This window comes from Vasconcelosia minhoensis LEGE 07310, from assembly GCF_015207255.1.
GTDB classification, from domain to species: domain Bacteria; phylum Cyanobacteriota; class Cyanobacteriia; order Phormidesmidales; family Phormidesmidaceae; genus Vasconcelosia; species Vasconcelosia minhoensis.
The window spans coordinates 18486-39973 of the sequence record NZ_JADEXG010000041.1 but is presented as its reverse complement, the minus strand read 5'-3'; the positions used below and the strand labels follow the sequence as shown (position 1 = coordinate 39973).

The window sequence follows — 21488 nt, the reverse complement described above, 5'->3', positions numbered from 1 at the left end:
GAGTTTGACTCTAGTTTAGCGCTGAGGTTCAGCGCAGTCACGACGACCGCGATACTGAGGCTCGTCAGGGAGAGGATCGCCAGAGATCAGCTGCCAGAGTGCTAGGTGGCGATCCTCAGCAGTGAGCAGCCTGGGCTGATAGGCCGGTTCCAGGCGGGCATTAGTCGGCAGGTTCGTCTGTAAGGCAGCGGAAGGGCTGAGTAGAAAGGTCGGTCGGCAAAGATCCAGGTCGGTAGGGAGCTGGGGCATTGGCAGAATTCGGATGCCGATTGGGTCCCGGAGGCTGTGGCTGAGGGACAGCAGGTCAAAGGTTTGGGCAGATTCGGCAATGAGCAGCGGATTGGAGGCTTGGCCGAGCCGGGCCGCGATCGCACCGTTGGAGCGGCTGCGCGTTTTCAGGTAGTCCGGCGTGTGAGCAAGGCCAACCCAGCAGGAAACCAGGCTGAGGCCAATCAGCCCCGCCGCCAGCCGCCGTCGCCAGGGGCTTGTCGTCAGCCAGTGGGCAACCGCAATCAGCCCGCCGAGCTGGGCCGGAATCAGGTAGCGGGGCGTGGCTGAAGCCTGGCCGCCGGTGATTAAATCGATTAGCGCTAAAGGCACCAGCGTTGAGAGCGAAAAGGCAATCAGCAGCAGCCAAACCCGGCGGGGAGCGGTTCTACACAGGTGAAAAAAGGCTGCCCCAAGTAGCCCCAAAACTGCCAGCGCGATCGCGGCTTCCACCGCCAGCGCTACCGACGGCTCGGGCACGACGGGACAATCAAAAAATAGGATAACCAGACTGTAGAGCCAGGTGCCGACAATCAGCGCCGGAGACAGGGGCTGCTGCATCCAGACCACGTTGGCCTGAAGCAGCGATCGCTGCTGGTAAATCACCCAGAGCCAGGGAGAGAAAAGCGCGATCGCGCTGCCAACCACCAGTAAATAGTGAGAAACGCGATCGCCCAAGACTAAACTTTGACCCTTACTCCGAGGCCACCTCAGCAACCCGACATAGAGTCCTTGGGCTAGCAGCACTGGGGTAGTAAGAATCGACGTATATAGGCCCAGCGTTGCCGCCAGCGCATAGGCTAGCCAGTCCAGGGCGCGATCGCGCTCCAACGCGCTCAGTAATGAACCGCAGGACAGCACCAGCAGCAATGTCCACAGGCTATAGGGACGGGCCTCCTGGGCGTAAGCAACAAAGAAGGGCGAGACCGAGAACAAAGCGACTGCCATGCCGCCTACCGGGGCTGAAAACAGCCGCTGGCACAGGCCATAGAGGGCAGGCAGCACCAGTAGACCAAAGCCCACCGACAGACTGCGAATGGCAACCACCGAGCTGCCAAACCACTCCGCCCAGCCCCGAACGATCAAAAAATACAGCGGCGCATGTTCGGGATTTTGGCTTAGGGCAGATAGCGTGTCGGACCAGGTGCGCTCGGGACTTAGCCGCTGATATTGCAGCAGGTCGTCCCGGCTGAGCTCAGCCCCTGTCGTCACCTGCTCCACCACGGTCGCCAGCGGATAGCCCGAGGCCCGCACGGAGGTCGCAACTTCATCTACCCAGTAGACCCGCTGGTCCAGCGTCGCAATTCGAAAAAAAACGCCGACGAGCATCAAGCTGACGATTAGCCAGCGGGCTAGCGGCCAGCGAGATGAAGCAGACTGGACTGGAGGTCGGGCCTTCATCAACTGTTGTCTGGCGCAGGGATTACAGATCCGCCTTCGGCCTGCGCCGCCCGAGTAATGCAGGTCGCATCCAGCAGGATCAGATCTTTCTCCTCAAAAACGGTGCAGTCATCGATTATTCCAGCTAGCGCTGGCGTCTGGCCGGCCTGAAGCTGGTTAATTTGCTCAGCGACCTCAGCCCGAACGCTGGTATGCATCAGCCAGTCGCGATCGCGCAGATACCCTGCCTGGTCAAACTGACGGCCGAGCAGCCAGAAATCGACGCCGTAAGTTTTAATCACCTCGCTGACCTGCGACAGCTGGGGACTGTATTGAGCCTCAACAATATCTCGCAAGCGCGCCAGCATTGGGGCGTAAAAGCTGGGATGGTAGGGCAGCGCCAGTTCGCGGCTAAATAGTACCGACCGCTGGGCAAAGGCGGGCAGATTGTCGGCCTCGCGGCTAAGGGAAGCCACCAGGCTGCTCTTGGGCTGCCGCGCCAAAAACTCATACAGGCCAGGGTACTGGCCCGCCACCCAGTTATGGCCAGTGAGGAACAGCGAAGGAATCAGCGGCACCGTCACTACCATTACCAAAGCCAACCCCACTAACCCAGCAGTTACTCCTTTGATCCACGGAACGCCGCGAGAACGCCGCCACCAGCGCCAGAACTGCTGGAAGAATAGCGTTATCAAAAGGCCGGTCGCGATCGCCATCACCACTCTGGCGCTGTAGTAGCTGTAGCGGCTGGGCAGGTAGAGCCGGGAGAAGGTCAAATGGGCTAGGCCGAAAAGTCCTATCGAAGCCAGCGATACATCGCGCAGTAGGGCAATCTGAGACGTGATTTGCTTGGTTGGTCGCCAGCAATAGAAGAGCACCGGCAGCGCCAGGCCAGTCAAAATAATCGGCGGAAATAGCGGTATCCGCATGCCACTCGCCCCTCTAAACCAAAAGTAGATGGCCGGAATGCCAAAATACTCCGACCGTCCCCCCAGCTGAAACTCGGGCAGGGCTCGTATCTGTGCCGCCGTAGCGATGGAGCCATACTGAGCCGAGACAGCGCTAGAAAAGACCACCGCTACTATCCCGGCCATAGCCAGGCCGGTTAACCAGAGGGCGTAGTCCTGCCAGCGGCGAGAGAGCCGCGGTCCGCCGCGCCATAGCCGCAGGGTAAGCGTACCGACGCTAACTAGCAGCAGCTGGGGATACACCAGCCCCTGGAGCACTAGGGTCACGCCGCAGCCCAGGTAGGCCCGCCGGGCCAGATAGTAGAGAAAGGCGGTAAACAGCGGGTAGACAAAGGCCCGGGGCGTAGCCGAGATCAGGTCGTCTTTAATCCAAATATTTTGATTGAAGATCAGCGTCACCCAAAAGCCAGCGGCGGCCAGCGGCAGCAGCAGCTGCGCTAGCCGAAACAGATAGACCGTCGCAATCAGGCTTAAAACCGTCGGTAAAACGCTCGCAGTCATCATCGGCCCGATGCCTAGCTGGGCCAAGCCGCCGTAGAGGGCCTGGAAGCCGGGGAGCTGAATGGTGCTGAAGTAGTCCGCGATCTCGTCGTTGGCAAACAGCTGCGGGTCAACCCACCGCTGCATCCAGATCAAATGCAGCCGGGCATCGTCCTGCACGATATAGGCCGCGCTGTGGGCGTAGCGCCATGACCAGAAGCCGTAATGCAGCGGCACCAGCAGGCTGAGGGCCAGCCAACCCCAATGGGAAAAGCCCTTTGGATATGTTAAATTCATCCGCAATTGACTGCTGTGGGTCTGGGGAGAGTCAAAGGTTGAAACTGTCCGTGATTGTGCCGGTCTACAACGAGCTTCATACCCTGGATAGCGTCCTAGCCGAGGTGGCGCGATCTCTTCCCCAGGTGGCCAAAGAGATTATCGTTGTGGATGACGGCTCCACTGATGGTACACGAGAGTGGCTGGCCCACACGATCCAACCCGCGACTGCTGAAGCCGAGCTGCCATCGATGGCGCTGCCGTCCCCTCCACCAGCAGAGTTTAGACCGGTGGTACCGACGATGCCGCTATCCGCTGGCAGCTCAACCGTCACGGAGCAGCGCGATCGCCTGCCTGCCCCAGTTATCATTAGAGCTCTCTTTCATCCCCGCAACCAGGGCAAAGGGGCAGCGCTGCGGACCGGGTTTGCCGCCGCTACGGGCGAGGTGATTGTAATTCAGGACGCCGACCTGGAATATACGCCCCAGGACTGGGAGCCAATGTGGCGGCTGATGGCCGAAGGCCGGGCCGATGTCGTCTATGGTTCACGGTTCTATGGCAACCCCCATCGGGTGCTGTACTTTCATCATTTTTTGGGCAACAAGCTGATCACGCTGCTGGTCAACCTGCTGTGCAACACCATGTTTACCGACATTGAGGTGTGCTACAAAATGTTTCGGGCTGAAGTGCTAAACGGCCTAGCGCTGCGCTGCGATGGGTTTGGCTTCGAGGTGGAATTTACGGTTAAAGTAAGCCGCTCTGCCCACCGCTGGCGGCTCTACGAAAGCGGCGTTTCCTACTACGGGCGAACCTACGATGAGGGCAAGAAAATCAGCTGGAAAGACGGCTTCAGAGCGCTGGGTTATATTATCTGGTTTCGGCTGATGGGCTAGAGATTGAACCGGACGATTCGTTCAGCAGATCAAGAAAGCAGGGAACCCCGTGGATAATCGAGCCCAGACCTTTTGGCTAAATCAGCTCCAGCAGGCGAGCAACTATAACCGGTGGATTTTCTCGCAAATTTCGCCACATCTGGGCCAGCATGTCCTAGAGGTCGGCTGCGGCAACGGCAACTTTACCGAGCTGCTGCGACAGGGCCGTCAGGTTGTGGCAATTGATCTCGATGCGGCCTACGTTGAAGCGGCTCGGGAAAGGCTACAGGGCAACGACGTTAAAATCTACCAGCTCGATGCGACTCAGCTGGCGGCCCAGTCGCAGTGGCACGGAGCCTTCGACAGCGTCGTCTTGCTGGACGTACTGGAGCACATTGCTGATGACTGCGACCTGCTTCAGCAGCTGCGACTGGCCCTAAGACCCGGCGGACGGCTGATTCTGAAAGTGCCTGCCCTGGAGTGGCTCTATAGCCCGATGGACAAAGCAATTGGACACCACCGCAGGTATACGCCGCAGCGACTCAAGTCAGTCATACAGCAGGCCGATCTGTCGCGTTCTCAGGTCTGGTACTTCAACGCCGCCGGGATTCCGGGCTGGTGGCTGAATGGCAGCTTGTTAGGACGGCAAACGCCTCCCCAATCGCAGGTTTCCTGGTTTGACCGCTGCGTTCCGGTGCTGCAAGCTTTGGAGGAGAGGATGCCGCCACCAGTGGGGCTGTCGCTGTTTGGGGTGGGGGTGATGGGGTGATGGAGTATTTAATCATGGGCAGGGACTATGCTGAAATCATCAGTGCTTGATTTAGCCCGGCAGATAAATTTATCTATGGAATTTATCTATGGAATTTCGGATTGGGAACGGCTACGACATTCATCGTCTGACTCGCGATCGCAAACTCATTCTGGGTGGTATTCATATCCCCCATCAGCTGGGCCTGCTGGGCCATAGCGATGCCGATGCGCTGACCCACGCGATCATGGATGCGATGCTGGGGGCGCTGAGCCTAGGCGATATTGGCCTTTACTTTCCGCCTAGCGATCCCCAATGGCGCAATGCCGACAGTCTGGTGCTGTTAGCGCAGGTGCATCAGCTAGTGCGGCAGCGGGGCTGGCAGATCGGCAACATCGACAGCGTGATCGTCGCCGAGCGACCCAAGCTCAAACCCCATATCGAGGCCATGCAGCAGCGGCTTGCCCAGGTCCTGCAGCTGCAGCCTGACCAGGTCGGGATCAAGGCGACAACGAATGAAAAGCTAGGACCCGTGGGTCGAGAAGAGGGAATTGCCACCCATGCGGTTGTTCTTCTCCAGCGGGGAAGCGTGTAAAGAACATTCAAAGCTTGGCGTAGAAAGATAAACATTTTGCAAAGAAAAGTGGGCAAAAGGTCGCAAGGGATACGTAATTTTGCGGGTAATTTTTATAAGATTTGTCAATTGCTGCGGAAGAAACCCCAAAACCACCGAAGTTTTAATGAAGCTCTCGTGAGGGCCGCAGCGCTTTAATGGGAATCTTTTAAGACAATCAATGCTGACCATTATTGCAAGAGGAGCTTGCAAGAGGGACTTGTTTGAAGGTTACTTTTGAGCGCCACTTGTTTTGAGACAGCCGAATTTTTAGGTCAGTCAAGCGTCTTGGGCTGGGGTCAGCGGCGGATTTTGTATTTTTGAGAACCCCAGGCGGCGATCAGTTCAGAACTACGTTGTGAGGTAATTGCTATGGGTGTGTTAGGTCAAGCTGCCATGGGAGCCGTCCCAGTCAAGCCCCAGTTTTCTCTAGGGTCATCCGACCTCTGCTTTCAGACCCTGGGCTTTAGATCCAGCCCGCCTGAGCGGATTGGTTTGTCTGGGGAGTACGACTACTACGGCTTAGCGAATCGGGTGCGCCACGCCTTCCAGTCAATGGCCGACGATTCGCAGCAGTCGCTAAAGGTGCGCCAGCGCGGGCGCGTTATCATTCTCAGCGGCTATGTCTTTTCGCCTGAGCTGCTCGACCGGCTGATTAATCAAGCCATGCAGCTGGAAGGGCTGGACTGGGTAGAGCTGCACGGGGTGACCTTTGCCGATTAAGCGGATGAGTCAGCAGATACCCAGGAGCAGCGCGATCCCAGGCTCATTACAGCAGCGTTTCGGGTGACGCTGGGGCACATTTCAACCGAATTAGAGAGAGCGCCAGGATCACGAGGAATAGCACTAGGCCGATGGTGCAGGCATAGCTCATATCCAGGTCTTGAAAGGCCTGCTCGTAAACGTAGTAGACCACGGTCTTAGAGCTGCTGCGGGGCTCGCCGCGGGTCATGATGAAAACTTCTTCAAACACTTTGGTCGCCGCGATCGCAGAAATCACAGCCACCAGAAAAATATAGGGCCGCATCAGCGGCAGGGTAATGTCCCAATGGCGCCGCCAGCCGTCTGAGCCATCGATCGCCGCCGCTTCGTACAGGTCGTTGGGAATGCCCTGCAGCCCGGCTAGGTAAATCACCATGTAGTAGCCCAGCCCCTTCCAGACGGTCACTGCCATGACGCTGTAGAGGGCAAAGTTGGGGCTGGTCAGCCAGGGTAGGCTGAGGTTGCTACGGGTGACCCATTGCAGCAGCTGATTGAGCAGACCGTTCTCGGCATAGAGCCAGCGCCAAGCAATCCCCGCGACCACCATGGAAATTACCACGGGCGTATAGTAGGCCACCCGAAACCAGCGGACGCCTCGCAGCTTTTGGTTTACTAAAATAGCTAAGACGAGGGGCGCGATCGCTAAAATAGGCACCACCCCCACCAGATAGATCAGCGTATTTTTCAGCGTCTTCCAAAAGATTCTGTCCTTCAGCAGCAGCTGAAAATTTTCGAGCCCAACCCAGTCTGGCGGCTGGGTGATGTCGTAGCCATAGCGGGTAAAGCTTAGGTAAAATGCCTGCGCCGCTGGCCAGAACACCGTGATCCCCAGCACCAGCAAAGCCGGGGCCAGAAATAAGTAGGGCGTCAGCCAGCGTAAGTTAGCCTTCATCGTCCGTGCTCCTGCCTCTAGCTGAGAAATAGCGCCCGCTCTGCGTTACGCCGCCGGGTCAGCCCGGCTAGCACCCGCCCGCCGGCCCGATTCCAGCGGGGAAACTGATCGGCCGCGGCAGCATAGTTACCTTGGTTGAGTCGTTTCAGCAGGGTTGAGCTGCGAAGGGCGCTGGCGCCCACATTGTAGGTAAAGGAGACGAGGGCCGAAAACTGATTCTCGGTGAGCGGTACTTCTACCGCTTCACTGATGGCCTGCTCAAACCGAGTTAAATCACCTTGCAGCAGCGACTCTGCCTGCTCTGGGGTCACTACCATGCCCGGCTTCACACCGCGAGTCGTGCCGTAGCCAATCGTCCAGATTCCGACCGGGTCACGGTAGGCATTCAGGCGCAGGCCCTCGAACGACTTGACCAGCTGGAGCCCGCTGGCGTTGGCCTGTCTGGGTTTGGAGACGATAGGCGGGGGATCGAAGCTGGGCATCGGCTGGGGCTCGAACCCCCCAGGTGAGACGGTCATCCCCCGGGGCGCATCCTCCCGGGCAAACCAGGCTTTCATCCCGACGATATTCAAGACCTTTTCGGTCGGATTGCGCTGAGAAGGATATTTTGAGATTTTTGAAATGTAGTACGCCCCTTCCATTAGGTAAATCGCTTCATCTGTTTCCTTAATCCACGTGGCCATACCTTCCCACTCTGCTAACGGCTCTTTTTACGGACTGTAACCTGGGTGATTCTGTCAAACAGCAGTGTAAAGCAGTCAGCCTGATCCAACGCTGACAAATTCAGGTATTTTGCATCAAACTCTAGCAAATTCAGGTAATTTGCCCCTGCGGCTGGGGGGTGTCGCCCTTTACAATGGAGCAAACTTAACATTGTTTGAACCTATGCCGTCTACCCTGACGTTACCTCAGCTCGCCCTGTCTGCTCCGACTGTTCGCCACCTGCCTAATGGGCTGTCTATCGTAGCTGAGCAAATGCCGGTTGAGGCGGTGAATTTAGATATTTGGTTGAATATTGGGTCAAGGGTCGAGCCGGACGAGATCAACGGTATGGCCCATTTTCTAGAGCATATGATTTTTAAGGGGACGCCGCTGATCGGCTGCGGCGAGTTTGAGCGCCTGATCGAGGAGCGGGGCGCAGTGACCAACGCTGCCACCAGCCAAGACTACACCCATTTTTACATCACTACGGCACCCCAGGATTTTGCTCGCCTGGCACCGCTCCAGGTCGAGCTGGTGCTGAACCCCAGTCTGCAAGCTGAGCACTTTGAGCGCGAGCGTCCGGTCATTTTGGAAGAGATTCGCCGGGCTGAAGACAGTCCCCAGCGACGAACCTTTCGGCATTCGATGCAGCTGTCCTTTAGCCAGCTACCCTACCGTCGGCCGGTGCTGGGCTCAGCTCAGGTGGTTGGGCAGCTGACGGCTGAGCAGATGCGGACGTTTCACCAAACCTGGTATCAGCCCCAGCGGATGACGGCGGTAGCGGTGGGTAATCTGCCGGTGGAGGAGCTGCTGCAAGGGGTTGAGGATAGCTTTGACCAGGCGATGCAGCGCCAGCCGATACCGCCCGCGATCGCGTTTTCCCCGCTGCTGCCCTCAGAACTTCCCTTCGACCAGATCTGCCGGGTGGACTATACCGACAGCGCCCTCCAGCAGGCTCGCCTGATCCTCTGCTGGCGCGTTCCCGGCATGACTGCGCTAGCCGACACCCACGGGCTCGACGTACTGGCGTCGATTTTGGGCCAGGGGCGGACGGCTCGACTGATTCGCGACCTGCGCGAGGAGCGCGGTCTGGTCAACAGTATCTCGGCTAGCAATATGACCCTGGCCCAGCAGGGCGTGTTCTATATCGCCGCTCAGCTCTCCGTTGAAAATCTGGAGCAGGTGGAAGCCGAAATTGTCGCCCATCTTCAGCGGCTGCACGATCAGCCAGTGACGGCGGCGGAGCTGCGGCGGGTACAAACCCAGGTGGCGAATCGTTTTGTCTTTGGCAGTGAAACGCCTAGCGATCGCGCTGGTCTCTACGGCTATTTCCAATCCGTGACGGGCAGTCTAGACGACGCCCTCAGCTATCCTGCGAAGATTCAGTCAGTCACGGCAGAGGACATTCAGGCGGCAGTCCAACAGTATTTGCCGACGGCAGCTTACGGCGTCGTGACGCTGCGGCCAGAGGCGGCATGATCTGGGAGCGAATCGCTGAGCAAATCAGCCAAACCACCGGTCAGCCGTTTGAGATGAGGGATCGCCGCACTATTGGCGGTGGCAGCATCAACCAGGCCTATGCCGTTGGGGATCGCGATCGCACCTTTTTCGTCAAGCTCAACCAGGCCACCCGGCTAGACATGTTCGAGGCCGAGCAGGCGGGCCTACAGGAAATTTACGCCAGCCAGACGATCCGCGTACCCCAGCCGCTCTGCTGCGGCACCGCTGGTGATACCGCTTACATTGTGATGGAATGGCTGCCGCTGGGCCGGGGTAACGACAGCGCCTGGGCACAGATGGGCGAGCGGCTAGCAGCGATGCATCGGGTGACTCACCCGCAGGGCTTCGGCTGGCATCGGGCCAATACGATTGGCGAAACCCCGCAGCAGAATACCTGGTCTGAAAGCTGGCTACAGTTTTATCGCCAGCAGCGGCTGGAATACCAGTTTGAGCTAGCCCGCCGGCGCGGCGGGCGGTTTCCCCAAGCAAAGCAGCTGCTGGCGCATTTGCCGAATCTGCTAGCGGGTCACGACCCAGCCCCAGCCCTAGTCCATGGGGATCTGTGGTCGGGCAATGCGGCCGTGGCGGAGAACGGTGAGCCCGTAATTGTAGACCCGGCGACCTACTATGGCGATCGCGAGGTCGATCTAGCCATGACGGAGCTGTTTGGCCGCTTTTCCAATGCCTTCTATCAAGCCTACGAAGCCGCCTATCCGCTTGACCCCGGCTATGCTCGGCGCAAAACGCTGTACAACCTCTATCACATCCTCAACCACTTCAACCAGTTCGGCGGCAGCTACCAATCCCAGGCCAATGGCATGATTGAACGCCTGCTGACCTAGCTAGAAAACTACCCGATAGCTGCCGTCCAGCTTGGCCTGCAACCGCTCTAAATCTTTTACAGTCAGCGTCATTGAGACCTCCTGAGATTGGCGATAGGCATCGTTTTTTTAATCCTATGCGATGGCCTGAGGGGGATCGCAGCGCGATCGCAGCCTCACCTAGTAGCCGATGCCCCCATTTCAGGCTGACTAGATAAGCGAGCGCGGGCTGAAGGCAGATGAAATTTGGTATATTAGGTCTTCGGATGGCGGCATGGCCAAGTGGTAAGGCAGAGGATTGCAAATCCTTTATCCCCAGTTCGAATCTGGGTGCCGCCTTTAGGGATATAGCCGGTTTAGCGATCGCAGTCGTAAGACGGGCTGTAGGGCTGGGGCGACGACAGCGGCGGCGGTAAAAAAGCGGGCGCCTGGTAGGAGCGATAGGCTGGCGTAGCGGTAGGGGGCGGCATTGGGCTGGGACCGAGCCATCTGGTCGGTAAGCCGATCGATCAGGTCGCGCTTTTTGCGGCTTTGACAGCAAAAAGGCGGCGGTTCCTGAGAGAACCACCGCCTCATGTCGAGCTAGCGCTTGAGCATGGGCCTATTCGACGATGATCTTGCCGACCATGCCGGCACCGCGGTGAGGCGCACAGTAGTAGGTGTATTCACCGGCGGGAACGTCGAACGTGGAGGAGTAAGACTCACCCGGCGAGAAGGTCAGTTTGTCGTGGGATAGCTCATCGGCCGTCGCCTTATCGGCGGGAATATTGTTGGGGTCGAAGATGACGTTATGGGGGGCCATCTTGTTGTTGACCCAGGTGACCGTATCGCCCTGCTGAACCGTTAGCGTAGCGGGTACATAGACGAGCAGTCCGGCATCCGAGCCCATTTTGACTTCATAATCAGCCGCTGCCGCAGGAGAAGCCATTAGGATGCAGCTGCCGATGACCAGAGCAGTCGTTAGGAAAACGGCCCCTAGGCGACGGCATACTTGAGAAATAAAGTTCATAGAGTGACCTCGATTAATAGATGTAATAGGCTTACGTCAGTAGTACTATATCTCGATTTGAGGGCGTTTCACGTCCCTACTAGGGTAGGTTTTCCGTACTTTTCCATACCGATACCGTCAGCATTTGAGTCCATTCCTAAACCCGGCTGACCCGATCCCCATCCGATCCCCGTTACCTTTCTACAGATAAACGTAATAAAGCTTAAATGATTCAGGAATAACGCCGCAGAACCCGATGAAAGTTTCTAGGATTGAAGCTGTCAATCATCAATCTAAGTGAATTCCTATGGATATTTTGCAAGCCCAGGTCCGCGACCTGACGGATAAGGTCGATTCGCTTTACAGCCTCATGCAGCAGCTGAATGACAAGGTTTCGGGCCTGGAGGGATTGCCCCCGAGTGTCGCTCAGCCCATCCCGGCTGACGCCGGTGTCCAGGGCCTAGCCGTTCGCCGGGGCCTAGACCGGGTCCTAGAACACAAGGATGTGCTGCTCGACGATGCTCCAACCGAAGATAAGACCAGCCCCTATCCCACTCTGTCGCCCGAAATTCAGATTCAGCGCCTGACGGCACAGCTGACCGCTGCCTATAACCGGATTGCAACCCTGGAAGAACAGCTGTTGACCCACCGCAGCTATTAGGCTAAAGCATCGGGCCAAAGCATCGAGTAGCTTCATCGACAGCTGGCCAACACGGCTTCGACGGCGGCTAATAGCTGCATCAGCGTCCAGCCGCGATAGAGCTGGGCCGAGATCGCGCAGCCCCCTGCCCCAACGCCTTCTTTTACAAATCCCTGCTCATAGGCTCGCAGCTGCGGATAGCGAGACGGGCCAAAGCTAAGCTGGCTGGCGATTAGAGGAACGTCACCGATCGTCTCAGCTAGCCCCACTGCCTGACTGCTGGGGTCTTCCGCTACCCAGCGGGTGGTGCCGACCACAATTTGCGCTGGCTGCCAGGTCAGCGCCTGTTCCTGGGCAATCGCCCGGGCGATCGCGAATACGGCCAGCATCTGACTGCCGCCCGCTAGCATCACCCCGCCGTAGCGACTGGCCGCGATCGCCATCCCTGCCGCCACTGCCTGCATGGGGTCGCCAACTGCCGCGATCGCGGCTAGGGCCGCTTGCCCGGCGGGAACATTCGGGCGATAGCCGGGCCAATGGCGCAGCCCCGCCGTGACCAGAGCTGCTTTCTGAGCGTGATTGCATACCGCATGACTGCTGCCCATACGGCCGCTGACGGCATAGCCCAGCGCGGTCAGTACGGCCTGAGCCGTTGTCGTTCCACCTACTACACATTCGCCCAAGATCAGATAGCTGTGGGGATTCTTCTGGGCGAGCAGCGCGCCCCATTGCAGGCCCTGGGTAAAAAGCGCTTCAACGCGATCGCGCGGCAGCGCCTGACCGGTTTGGAGCGACCGGGCGGGCAGACCGGCCAGGTCGATGTGGGGCACGACCGGCGGCTGCGGCAAACCCGCATTAAACAGATAGAGTGGAATTTCCTGACCCGTCAGCACCGCCCGCGAGATCATCGCTGGTGATGCGCCCGCCGTCAGCGGCGGCAGGGCATGGTGGGGAGCGGGATAGGCACCGTCGTAGAGAAACTCTGCATCCGCGATCGCGGTATAGCGCCGCTGGTCAGGCGTCGCCCCGGCGGCGGAAATCTGGGGCAGCAGCCCGGTCTCGGTAAATCCTAAAATGCAGGCAAACAGCGGTCGCAGGCCGCAATAGTGCTGAAGCCAGGTTTGACCTGTCACGGTAGCCGTATAGACCTTAACCGCAGCCGCTAGCGGTGGGGCTAGCCTCACGGGCTCATTCATCGAGAATCGCCTGCACCCAGTGGGGCGGCCCAGGCATCGATTCACCCAGGCGAGACAGCACCAGCCAGGCCGCCAGATGCACCGTAAATAGATAGACGATGCTGCTCAGCAATACCGACACCACAGCCAGTGCCTGAATCACCGTCAGGCTGGGCTGCCCGATCGCCCCTAGGCCCACCAGCCCCCAATCCACCAGCCGGTTCGTGCCCCAAGCTAGAAATTGCGTAATCTGTGCCGTCAGATAGCCCCAGAGGTCTTCTCCGGCCATCAACGAAAGTAGCCAAATGCGAAAGAAGACGCCTAGCGAAACCACCAGTGCGCCTAGCCCAATCGAGATTGCCCAGCTCGCCCGACGGCGCCAGAGAAAGCCCAGCTGCACCCCTAGCAGCCCGTAGGGCATGACAAATAAAAGGCTGCGGGGCGGCCCCATCAAAATCGCCAGCAGCAGTCCCGCGGTCAGCGCCGACATCCAGGCCGCCCGCTGGTTCCAGCGCAGATAGACGAGCGCAATAGGAAGGGGGAAAAGGATACGCAGTAGCGGACCGGGGGGAAAGTAAAAGTTGACCAGCCACATTAGGCTAGCCGCACTGGCCAGAAACGCCGTTTCGACCATCGCTAGCGGTCCCTTATGTGTCCGCACCGGGCGGCGAGGCGAACCGACTTTGGCGACCGGGACTGGCGGGTCGTCCTCAATCCAAGGCGCACTGTCACCGACTTCTGAACCAGAGGCCGAGGCAGGCAGATTGTCGGGTGGAATAGTCATGCGGGGCTAACTGGAGCGCTAAATCAAAAAACGTTCTAAAGCGGTGAGGTCAAAAATTCTTAGGACGGCGCGATCGCGCTCAATCAGGCCCTTTTTTTCGAGCTTGCTGAGCACCCGGGTGACCGTCTCGCGAGCTAGGCCGCTGAGGCTGCTCAGTTCCCGATGGGGCAGGTTAGGAATCTCAGTTCCGCGCTGCGCTGCTCGCCCCTGACCCTCGGCCAGAAAAAGTAAAATATCGACCACCCGGGCCTGACTGTCTGATTCGCGCAGCCGCAGCCGCCGGTTCACCTGCCGCAGGCGTCGAGCCATCAGCTTGGCCAACCGAATGCCCGCTAGGGGCTCTGATTGCATCAGCTGCACAAAGCTCCGGGCTGGCATGCTGCCGATTACAGTCGATGACAGCGTAATCACGTCGGTTGAGCGGGGCACCTCGTCGAGCGGGGCCATTTCACCAAACAGCTCGCCCTTACCCAGAATGTTGAGCGTAACTTCTTTGCCGTCCAGGTTGTAGGTGCAAATTTTGACCCAGCCGTCCAGGATAAAATAAACTGAGCTGCCCCAATCATTTTCGCGCAAAATCACCTGATCGGCTGGATGGCGGAGAGTCACGACCTGAGCCACGGCCCGATCGATTACCTCATCCGTCAGCTCAGCAAAGAAAGGAGCTGAGCGAATCAGGTCGCTTTCGGCGGCGCGATCGCCAGAGCTGTAACGGACGTCCATAAGCAATACTAGGCTGTATCGGGCCGCATTGGGTTGCTCACTCAAGATAACCGCTAGCGCACCAGGTCGGGAACTTTCGGAAAATTGCCTACATCTGAGTGATTTCGTCTAAGATTCGGTCAAATTCAGAAAAGAACGGGAATCTTGTCGCGAGACTATGACTTTTTGGCCTGCCTATCCTAAACTTTGAGCATTCGACCTGGAGATTGCCTTTTTTCTTCAAACATGTTATCTGAGCTATCCTTATCGGGCTATCGAAAATTGACAATCTTAGGCACAATCCCCAGATTAATCCCAGCGTACAAACCAGAGTACAAAAGACCGCTTACTCCCATCGCTAGCATCAAGGGCATTTATTGTGACTTCTCAGAAGGATCAAATTCAGACGCTGATTGCCGAAATCAACGCGGCCTTAAGCAGCCAGGCCAATCCTCGCTTACCGTGGGTAATGTCCAGCGAGACCACGCAGCAGCAGGAGGTTTTAGCCCATACAAAAGAGTACCTACAGTCGCTTCAGCAGGTCCTCGAGACGCCGGGGGGCTGGGGGCCGATCAATCCCACGACTGGTCAAATCGCTTCTCCATCCTCGACGGCAGGTGCCAATGCGGTGACGCCCGGCGATACGGCTGAGCATGTGCTGCAAGCGCTGCTAGTTGAGATGCAGCATCTGAAAACGCATACGCTACAGCCGCTGCGATCGGAGATTGAGTCTCTGAGTCAGCAGCGAGATGCGCTTCAGGCCGAACTCAGGCAGCTTGCTGACCAGCGCACCCAGCCCAGTGCTACGGCAGGCATGGGCGAAAGCGTCAATCAGCAGCAGCTCAACCGCTTCTTAGAATCTCTGATGGCCCGCCTGCAGGCAAACCTGTCGGCCCAAGTCGCAGGGACCTTGGCCAAGCTAGAGGCAGGTCGAGCCGATGATTTACTGCTGGCCCCCAACGCGACTGCAGCCGAGCTTACCGCCGCTGAACTAAGGCTGCATCCGGCCCAGCGCTTAGAACAGCTGCGGCTGCTCCAGGCTCAGTCAGACCAGCTCCTACTCAAGCTAGATTCGACCCTGCAAGTCGTGTTTGAAGCGCTGCAAAAGAGCGTTAGCAGCTATCAGGAGTCTCTGGCTGAGGGGTTGGAGAGTATGCACGGCCTGGGTCGTCAGGGTGAAGGCGTGGTGCGCGCCCTGGTCAGCTATCTGGCTCAGCAGCTGGGTCAAGAAGCTTCAATTTACCTGGCTGCTGAAACCGCTGAAGCGGCTAATGCGGTCACCGTCAGCTCCCGGCCGCTCCAGCCGCCCGCCGCCTCAGGCAACATCCCAGATGAAACCTCGTCTGCGCCTGAGCCGCCTGATCCGGACAATACGCTCAGCGCTGCTGAGGCTAGCCTAGCCGCCGACCTCGATATTGGCCCCGATCTTGATCTGGCCGATGACGATATCGAAATGGAGACCTTCGATTTTGACCTTGACGACGACTTTGATGAATCTCTGGATGAGCCAGTCCAGCTAGAGAACGATGATCCGGATGCCGGCCTTAATCTAACCGCGGCGGAGTCTGATAACCTCGACGCTGAGATCCTTGACCTGGACCTCAACGCCGGCTTTGACGAGAGATTCGACCCACCCGATCCGCTCGACGACGATCTGGATTTTCTCGAATTTGATCAAGAGACAGCGGCTCAGTCTGAGCCAGCCGCCGCTGCTCCAGGGGCAGCAGCTCCCGCTGAACCGCCGGTGACGACAGCACCGGCAGCGGATGCCGATGATGACGTACTCGAGCTGCTCGATGCCTCTCTGGCTGATGACGCTGACAGCGAACTGCCCAGCAGCAGCGATTTGCCGGGGTCTATCACCGGTGAGCTGGACAGTGACGAAGGCGCCGAAGGGGAAGATCTAGATGCGCTCTACCAAAACCTGTTTGAGGCTGAGGCCGCGGATGATTTGGCCGAGAATAGTCTGGCTGACGATCGGGCCGCTGCTGCAGGGATTGCCCCTCAGCTGAAACGGGACGAGCCGGAAGCAGCCGTAGAATTTGAGCAGGCCGTGCCTAAAGTTGAGCGCAGCGATGATGCCAATCAGAGAGGGGCTGAAGCCTCCGACATCGCTACTGATACTGCTCCAGAGACCGCAGATTCCGATCTGGCTGAAGCCGAAACCTGGCTGTTTGGTCTAGAGCCTGACTCTGCGATGGCAGTCTCGCCGACGCCCGACTGGCTGAATCCTGAATCTGATGACAGCCCCGACCCGGTTGCTGAGGACGCCGACGAAGATGCGCTGGAAGCCCTTTTTGGACCCGATTTGACGATGCCGTCAGAGCCACCAGAACCGGCGGCTGAAACAATAGAGTCGCTATCTGAGCTGCTACCCGATCCGAATCAGGCCGCCTCGGTAGAATTCTCTAGCGTCAATGATAGTTTTGAATCGGTTAGCGAAGCGGATGAAGCAACGCTGGACGACGTCTATATTGCCGCTCCGGCGGGTGAAGATCTACTCGGCTCCGAAGCTGCTGGGGGGGATGAAGAAAATAGCCTCGATTTTGAATTTGGCCAGGACTTATCCAGTCAGCTCGATCAGGATTTACTCAGCCTCGACCCGGTTCAGCCGCCCGAGCTTGACCCAGAACTCGATCCAGCCGCACTGGCAGACTGGTATCAGTTTCGCGCTGACGATGAGAACCCCGCCGCGATTCCCGAGCCGGAATCGATCGCTGAGCCGGTTGCTGAGCCAACCCAGATAGATGAACCTGACCCGTTAGCCCTCGATCTGGAAGATGAGGCCGCTACCGAGCCTCCAGCGGAGCCCGTTCAAACTTCAGCAGAGGTTTTGGAGGATGAGGCACCGCTAGCGCTGGAAGATCTAACGTTGGAGGATCTGGTCTCTGAAGTCAGCGAAGACGATATCGATTTTGAGGATGAGCCCATCGATCAGATCTTTGCAATGGACGCTGCGTCGGCCGAGCTGAGCGCCAAACCGACCAATCTGGATACAGAACTAGATGATGATTTCGACCTCGACCTGGAGCTGGCGGATGACGCCGCTTGGTCAGCCTGTTCAGATTCTGACGCAGAACGTCTGGAGCTAGATGACTCAGCCCTGGAGCCGGTTACCCAAGGTCAGGCTAGCTTTGCTGAGATGGGCTTCGAGGAATCTTTCCCGCCAGAGCTGCCTGAGTCGGCCATGGTGCCGGATGCGCCTGAACCCGAAGAATTCGATAGCGAGTCGGCTGAGTCAGCACCGCCCCCGGTCCCTGCCGATGATTTAACCCAGTCAGAGCTAGCGGGCGAGATGCCGACGGATCTCGCCGCTCAGCTAGAGGCCCTAAACCGTGAGGCGGCCCGGGCGGCCGAGTTAGAAACGGCTTCGTCGAATGTCCTCGACCAGATGCTGGCAGACTTTGAATCGCCCATTGCCCCCGCTGCGCCCGTGACAGAGCCCAGGATAGAGTCAGAGCACAGGATAGAACAGCCGGAGCCCGCTGCCGAGGTCACCGAGCAGCGATCGCCGATCTCCCCCCCTGATTCCGCCGCGCCCGGTGCTGAACCGGACTGGTTTCTGGGACTTGACCTGGGGTCAACGGGGCTATCGGCGGTGTTGATGAATCGGACCGACGGTCAGGTCTATCCGCTTTACTGGTATGAGTCTGGCGACCCGGCGACGAAGCGCTTTCGACTGCCGACGGTGGCCTGGCTCTCAGCAGACCACCAGGTTTTAGCGGTCGGAGCGGCGGCCTGGAATCAGGCCAGCCAGATCCAGTCGTCTGACCCGACGCAGGGCAGCTACGCCGTGCGACAGCTGAAGCCGCTGCTCAAAGTTGGCGTACCGCATCGGACGGCAGACGCTGATGAGCCCTTAATCCAATGGACGGAGCAGCGATCGCTGCCCTTAGTCGCGGTGCAGTCGGCCCTGGAAAAACTACTGTCAAGCCTGGTAGACCAGGGACAGTCCGATCAGCCCCAGTGCGGAGCAGTCGGGTTAGAAGCGGAACAGCTCCAGACCGTGATCGCCGCCCTGCAAGGGGCGATTGTTGGCTATCCTACTAACTGGCCCGATACCTACAGCTTCAATATTCGTGAGGTGCTGCTGACGGCTGGGCTGGTGGACCATACAGAGCAGATTTTCTTTGTGGAAGACGCGATCGCGGCTGTTCTGTCGGGGCTGCCCGATCCGCAAACCGGCGCGGCTGACCCCGGTACCCCATCGCACCAGCCCAGTCTCTATAACTGCGACTGGCAAGGCGGTACGGCGATTATCAGTGCTGGAGCTGTGCTAAGTGAGATTGCCCTGGTCGATCTGCCCGAGCGGCTGAGCGACCTGAGCTATTCCGCCTTTACGCTGCGTAGCTTTGCCTACGCTGGTAATAGCCTTGACCAGGATATTATCTGTCAGCTGCTGCATCCGCCGGAAACGAATCAGTCCCTGGTGCCAGCGCCTTCCTCAGCTGACCCTAATCAGGACTGGCACTGGCACGCCGACCTGCCCGACTGGGCCGATCAGGACTGGCAGAGTCTGGGGCTGGATCAGCTGACGTTACCCCAGCCAGGCGAGTCAGATATCGCTAACCGCTACCGGCTACAGCAGCGGTTGGAAAGCTCTCCCCTCGGCCAGAGCCTACTGGAAGCAGCCCACTATCTCAAGCTAGTCCTCCAGCATCAGCCCCAATGCCAGCTTGATTTGGGCAATCATCGCTGGCTGGTTAAACGGCGAGAGTTGGAAAGCCGAATCTTCCTGCCTTACATCCAGCGGATTAAGCGGCATTTGAACATTCTGCTGAGCCAGCAGGGGCTTTCGGCCCAGGCGGTTAAGCAGGTGATCTGCACCGGTGGTTCAGCCTCGCTGGCGGCGCTGGCGCGGTGGCTACGGCAGAAGTTTCCCAATGCCACCATCATTCAAGATACCTACAGCGGCAGCTTCCCCAACAGCTGTAGCCGCGTTGCCTACGGCTTGGCCAACCTGGCTCGCTATCCCCAGGTGCTCGACGTTCACCGCCAGCAGTACAGTGACTATTTCCTGCTCATGGAGCTGCTGCGGTGCTTTCCCCAACAGCCTCAGCCGGTCAGCAGGATTATGCAGCTGCTGGAACAGCGCGGTATCAACACGCAGGTCTGCCAGCTACATATTTTAGCGCTGCTGGGCGGCCATCTGCCGCCGGGACTGATTCCCTCTGGTGCTGACCGGGTACTGATTAGCCCACAGTCCCAAGAACTAGGGCTCTACCAGGCCTTCGCTGAAGCGCCGCTGTTTGAGCGCCAGGACGGTCAGATCTATGTTCCTAATCTGGAACAGCGCAAGCGGCTGCGCGCTTACCTAGAGCAGATTCTTTCAACTAAACATCAGCAGCTGTCGGAGCCGCTAATCTCTCAGCTGGCGCCGACAGCTGAAGCGGCATCCTAAGCCACTGGTAAGCTAGGATGCTGCTGGTCCAAAATAATCAGGCGTATAGCTGCCGTGCAGTCCGTAAGGAATATGGTGCTTCAGCAACAGCCGGGTGACCGGGCCGGGAGTGATGTCCCGGGCATCGAAGATCGCCAGGTCTGAGCAGCGGCGTTCGGCATTGTAGAGCATGAGCAGCACCCAGCCGTCGTCTTCGGCGCTGCTGCCCGGCCTCGGTACGAACAGCGGCTCGCCCGAAAATCCCCGGGGAGCCGCGCTCCACAGCTGCTCCTGACCCGTATGCAGGTCTTGCTTTAGCAGGGCCTGGAGCGGCGCATTGCCCTGAGCCGAATGGGCCGCTCCAATGTAGAGATAGCGATAGGGCTGGCCCACCCGCTGCGGATGGATGTGGGGAAACTCACAGCAGCGCTCAATCAGCACCTCAGTCGAGACCTGACTGTTGTCTAGGTTGGCCCTAAATCGCCAGAGCTGTCCCGCTGGAACATGGTCAAAATCGACTTCGCTATAGTCAGCCGAGTCGTCCAGGCTAGGAAAGCGGTCATAGCGAATCGAGTCGAGCACCAGCTCACCATCGGCTTCGTAGGCGTTGGCATGGTGAAAGACAAAGCTGGCGTCGGTCTCGAACCGGCGCACCGGGCTCTGACCGTCCCTCGGAATGGCAAAGATTTGGGTCGGCTGTTTGGGGTTAAAGCCAATACATTCCCCAGCCCCTTTTAGACCCAAAATGAAGGGCAGCGGGTTAAAGCTGACCGGATTCTGGACGAAAATTGCGTAGTCGGGGGTGATGGCAAAATCGTGCATAAAGGCAAAGCCTGGAATCGTATGGCTGCACTGATGCACCAGGCGACCCGCCGGGTCGAACTCATACAATATGATTTTGCTTGAAAGGCCGGTCTTAACAGCGAAGTTGACCAGGCAGGGCTGACCCTGAGCGCGATCGCAGCTCGGGTCAATTTTGGGATGGGCTGCAAACGGGTCGCCCGCTTGCAGCAGGCCGTCCAGGTAGTCCAGTCCCAGGGTCTCTAGGGTATGGGGGTCGAGCCGGTGGGGCTCAGCCGCCTCCCACAGGGCCAGCAGCTTGCCCCCCCAGTAGATAATGTTGGTATTGGCAATATTTTTGAGCCGCAGGTCGAAGGCATTGGCCAGCGGGCCGCCCGGCTTCTGGGTACCAAAGACGCCGCGGTAGAGCGGCTTACCGGCGGCCTGCTCAGACACGTAGCCCGCCGTCCGCACAAAGCGGCTGCGGTAGAAGGCCCGCCCCTGAGAAAAGGCAATAGAGCTGATCAGGCCGTCCCCATCGAACGGATGCCGCACCGGGTAGCCGCCGATGTCGAGCAGCCCTGGCCCGTTACGAAAAATCGTTCCGCTGAGCGCTGGAGGAATCGTCCCTTCGACCTCGTCAATCCAGTAGGCAAACTCCTGGGGTTGGGAGCGGTAGCCGCTGCGCCAGTCGTCCATGGCGTAGGCGGTAGCAGCTGGATTGGTATTGTTGATCGTCTGCATGGCTTTAGCGGGTA

Annotated in this window: 18 protein-coding genes and 1 tRNA gene; 9 read left to right on the top strand and 10 right to left on the bottom strand. The window is 58.5% G+C overall.

The features are described 5' to 3' along the window. Positions 1 to 15: 15 nt before the first annotated feature. A complete protein-coding gene (locus tag IQ241_RS16340) occupies positions 16 to 1668 on the bottom strand; it encodes a glycosyltransferase family 39 protein (protein WP_193909096.1) in 1653 nt (550 codons plus the stop codon). Next, complete coding sequence (locus tag IQ241_RS16335; RefSeq protein WP_193909094.1) at positions 1668 to 3392, bottom strand: hypothetical protein; 1725 nt, start codon at positions 3390 to 3392, stop codon at positions 1668 to 1670. The genes IQ241_RS16340 and IQ241_RS16335 overlap by 1 nt, the downstream gene beginning before the upstream one ends. Positions 3393 to 3430: 38 nt before the next feature. On the opposite strand from IQ241_RS16335, the gene IQ241_RS16330 reads away from it, so the two are divergent. The 4 genes from IQ241_RS16330 to IQ241_RS16315 all read left to right on the top strand — a co-directional run bounded on the left by IQ241_RS16330 (position 3431) and on the right by IQ241_RS16315 (position 6327). Then, complete coding sequence (locus IQ241_RS16330) at positions 3431 to 4264, top strand: glycosyltransferase family 2 protein (protein WP_193909091.1); 834 nt, start codon at positions 3431 to 3433, stop codon at positions 4262 to 4264. Positions 4265 to 4313: 49 nt separating this feature from the next. Further along, complete coding sequence (locus IQ241_RS16325) at positions 4314 to 5012, top strand: class I SAM-dependent methyltransferase (RefSeq protein ID WP_193909089.1); 699 nt, start codon at positions 4314 to 4316, stop codon at positions 5010 to 5012. Between the two features lie 88 nt (positions 5013 to 5100). Continuing rightward, complete coding sequence (gene ispF / locus IQ241_RS16320; RefSeq protein WP_193909087.1) at positions 5101 to 5586, top strand: 2-C-methyl-D-erythritol 2,4-cyclodiphosphate synthase; 486 nt, start codon at positions 5101 to 5103, stop codon at positions 5584 to 5586. Positions 5587 to 5976: 390 nt separating this feature from the next. Continuing rightward, complete coding sequence (locus IQ241_RS16315; protein ID WP_193909085.1) at positions 5977 to 6327, top strand: phospholipid-binding protein; 351 nt, start codon at positions 5977 to 5979, stop codon at positions 6325 to 6327. 46 nt (positions 6328 to 6373) lie between these two features. Here the strand turns inward: IQ241_RS16315 and IQ241_RS16310 are convergent, their stop codons facing one another. After that, positions 6374 to 7258 (bottom strand): carbohydrate ABC transporter permease, encoded by an 885-nt coding sequence (locus IQ241_RS16310; RefSeq protein WP_193909083.1) that lies wholly within the window; start codon positions 7256 to 7258, stop codon positions 6374 to 6376. 17 nt (positions 7259 to 7275) lie between these two features. After that, positions 7276 to 7941 carry a lysozyme gene (locus IQ241_RS16305; RefSeq protein ID WP_193909081.1) on the bottom strand — a complete coding sequence of 222 codons (666 nt, stop codon included), beginning with the start codon at positions 7939 to 7941 and terminating at the stop codon, positions 7276 to 7278. 202 nt (positions 7942 to 8143) lie between these two features. Here IQ241_RS16305 and IQ241_RS16300 point away from each other — a divergent pair, with 202 nt between their 5' ends. The 3 genes from IQ241_RS16300 (at position 8144) to IQ241_RS16290 (ending at position 10620) form a co-directional block, all read left to right on the top strand. Next, the gene (locus tag IQ241_RS16300) at positions 8144 to 9439 is read left to right on the top strand and encodes a M16 family metallopeptidase (RefSeq protein WP_193909079.1); all 1296 of its coding nucleotides are present in this window, start codon (positions 8144 to 8146) and stop codon (positions 9437 to 9439) included. Next, the gene (locus IQ241_RS16295; protein WP_193909078.1) at positions 9436 to 10302 is read left to right on the top strand and encodes a fructosamine kinase family protein; all 867 of its coding nucleotides are present in this window, start codon (positions 9436 to 9438) and stop codon (positions 10300 to 10302) included. Before IQ241_RS16300 ends, IQ241_RS16295 begins: the two co-directional genes overlap by 4 nt. A 247-nt stretch (positions 10303 to 10549) precedes the next feature. Next, positions 10550 to 10620, top strand: a tRNA-Cys gene (locus IQ241_RS16290). On the opposite strand, the gene IQ241_RS16285 is transcribed toward IQ241_RS16290, so the two are convergent. Then, positions 10621 to 10857 carry a hypothetical protein gene (locus tag IQ241_RS16285; protein ID WP_193909076.1) on the bottom strand — a complete coding sequence of 79 codons (237 nt, stop codon included), beginning with the start codon at positions 10855 to 10857 and terminating at the stop codon, positions 10621 to 10623. A 25-nt stretch (positions 10858 to 10882) separates the two neighbouring features. Continuing rightward, positions 10883 to 11290, bottom strand: coding sequence for a plastocyanin (petE, locus tag IQ241_RS16280; protein WP_193909074.1), 408 nt, complete (start codon positions 11288 to 11290; stop codon positions 10883 to 10885). Positions 11291 to 11576: 286 nt separating this feature from the next. Here petE and IQ241_RS16275 point away from each other — a divergent pair, with 286 nt between their 5' ends. Continuing rightward, a complete protein-coding gene (locus tag IQ241_RS16275) occupies positions 11577 to 11930 on the top strand; it encodes a hypothetical protein (RefSeq protein ID WP_193909072.1) in 354 nt (117 codons plus the stop codon). A gap of 32 nt (positions 11931 to 11962) precedes the next feature. Here IQ241_RS16275 and cobT read toward each other — a convergent pair whose 3' ends face one another. Genes cobT through IQ241_RS16260 form a run of 3 tightly spaced genes read right to left on the bottom strand, consistent with a single transcriptional unit; the run spans position 11963 to position 14591 of the window. Then, on the bottom strand, positions 11963 to 13105 hold the full coding sequence (cobT, locus tag IQ241_RS16270) for a nicotinate mononucleotide-dependent phosphoribosyltransferase CobT (protein ID WP_193909070.1): 1143 nt from the start codon (positions 13103 to 13105) through the stop codon (positions 11963 to 11965). Next, the gene (locus IQ241_RS16265; protein ID WP_193909068.1) at positions 13098 to 13868 is read right to left on the bottom strand and encodes a DUF2232 domain-containing protein; all 771 of its coding nucleotides are present in this window, start codon (positions 13866 to 13868) and stop codon (positions 13098 to 13100) included. Before IQ241_RS16265 ends, cobT begins: the two co-directional genes overlap by 8 nt. Before the next feature lie 18 nt (positions 13869 to 13886). Beyond that, entirely contained in the window at positions 13887 to 14591 is a 705-nt protein-coding gene (locus IQ241_RS16260) for a Crp/Fnr family transcriptional regulator (RefSeq protein WP_193909066.1), read from the bottom strand. A gap of 358 nt (positions 14592 to 14949) precedes the next feature. Here IQ241_RS16260 and IQ241_RS16255 point away from each other — a divergent pair, with 358 nt between their 5' ends. Next, positions 14950 to 19971 carry a hypothetical protein gene (locus IQ241_RS16255; RefSeq protein ID WP_193909064.1) on the top strand — a complete coding sequence of 1674 codons (5022 nt, stop codon included), beginning with the start codon at positions 14950 to 14952 and terminating at the stop codon, positions 19969 to 19971. 12 nt (positions 19972 to 19983) lie between these two features. On the opposite strand, the gene IQ241_RS16250 is transcribed toward IQ241_RS16255, so the two are convergent. Next, positions 19984 to 21474 (bottom strand): carotenoid oxygenase family protein, encoded by a 1491-nt coding sequence (locus IQ241_RS16250; RefSeq protein WP_193909062.1) that lies wholly within the window; start codon positions 21472 to 21474, stop codon positions 19984 to 19986. Positions 21475 to 21488: the final 14 nt, after the last annotated feature.

What these genes read in the sequence shown, in the direction of transcription:
- IQ241_RS16265 (WP_193909068.1), bottom strand. Translation starts at nt 13,868, where the DNA reads ATGACTATTCCACCCGACAATCTGCCTGCCTCGGCCTCTGGTTCAGAA.
- cobT (WP_193909070.1), bottom strand. Translation starts at nt 13,105, where the DNA reads ATGAATGAGCCCGTGAGGCTAGCCCCACCGCTAGCGGCTGCGGTTAAG.
- ispF (WP_193909087.1), top strand. Translation starts at nt 5,101, where the DNA reads ATGGAATTTCGGATTGGGAACGGCTACGACATTCATCGTCTGACTCGC.
- IQ241_RS16285 (WP_193909076.1), bottom strand. Translation starts at nt 10,857, where the DNA reads ATGAGGCGGTGGTTCTCTCAGGAACCGCCGCCTTTTTGCTGTCAAAGC.
- petE (WP_193909074.1), bottom strand. Translation starts at nt 11,290, where the DNA reads ATGAACTTTATTTCTCAAGTATGCCGTCGCCTAGGGGCCGTTTTCCTA.
- IQ241_RS16310 (WP_193909083.1), bottom strand. Translation starts at nt 7,258, where the DNA reads ATGAAGGCTAACTTACGCTGGCTGACGCCCTACTTATTTCTGGCCCCG.
- IQ241_RS16340 (WP_193909096.1), bottom strand. Translation starts at nt 1,668, where the DNA reads ATGAAGGCCCGACCTCCAGTCCAGTCTGCTTCATCTCGCTGGCCGCTA.
- IQ241_RS16315 (WP_193909085.1), top strand. Translation starts at nt 5,977, where the DNA reads ATGGGTGTGTTAGGTCAAGCTGCCATGGGAGCCGTCCCAGTCAAGCCC.
- IQ241_RS16295 (WP_193909078.1), top strand. Translation starts at nt 9,436, where the DNA reads ATGATCTGGGAGCGAATCGCTGAGCAAATCAGCCAAACCACCGGTCAG.
- IQ241_RS16300 (WP_193909079.1), top strand. Translation starts at nt 8,144, where the DNA reads ATGCCGTCTACCCTGACGTTACCTCAGCTCGCCCTGTCTGCTCCGACT.
- IQ241_RS16335 (WP_193909094.1), bottom strand. Translation starts at nt 3,392, where the DNA reads ATGAATTTAACATATCCAAAGGGCTTTTCCCATTGGGGTTGGCTGGCC.
- IQ241_RS16260 (WP_193909066.1), bottom strand. Translation starts at nt 14,591, where the DNA reads ATGGACGTCCGTTACAGCTCTGGCGATCGCGCCGCCGAAAGCGACCTG.
- IQ241_RS16250 (WP_193909062.1), bottom strand. Translation starts at nt 21,474, where the DNA reads ATGCAGACGATCAACAATACCAATCCAGCTGCTACCGCCTACGCCATG.
- IQ241_RS16275 (WP_193909072.1), top strand. Translation starts at nt 11,577, where the DNA reads ATGGATATTTTGCAAGCCCAGGTCCGCGACCTGACGGATAAGGTCGAT.
- IQ241_RS16305 (WP_193909081.1), bottom strand. Translation starts at nt 7,941, where the DNA reads ATGGCCACGTGGATTAAGGAAACAGATGAAGCGATTTACCTAATGGAA.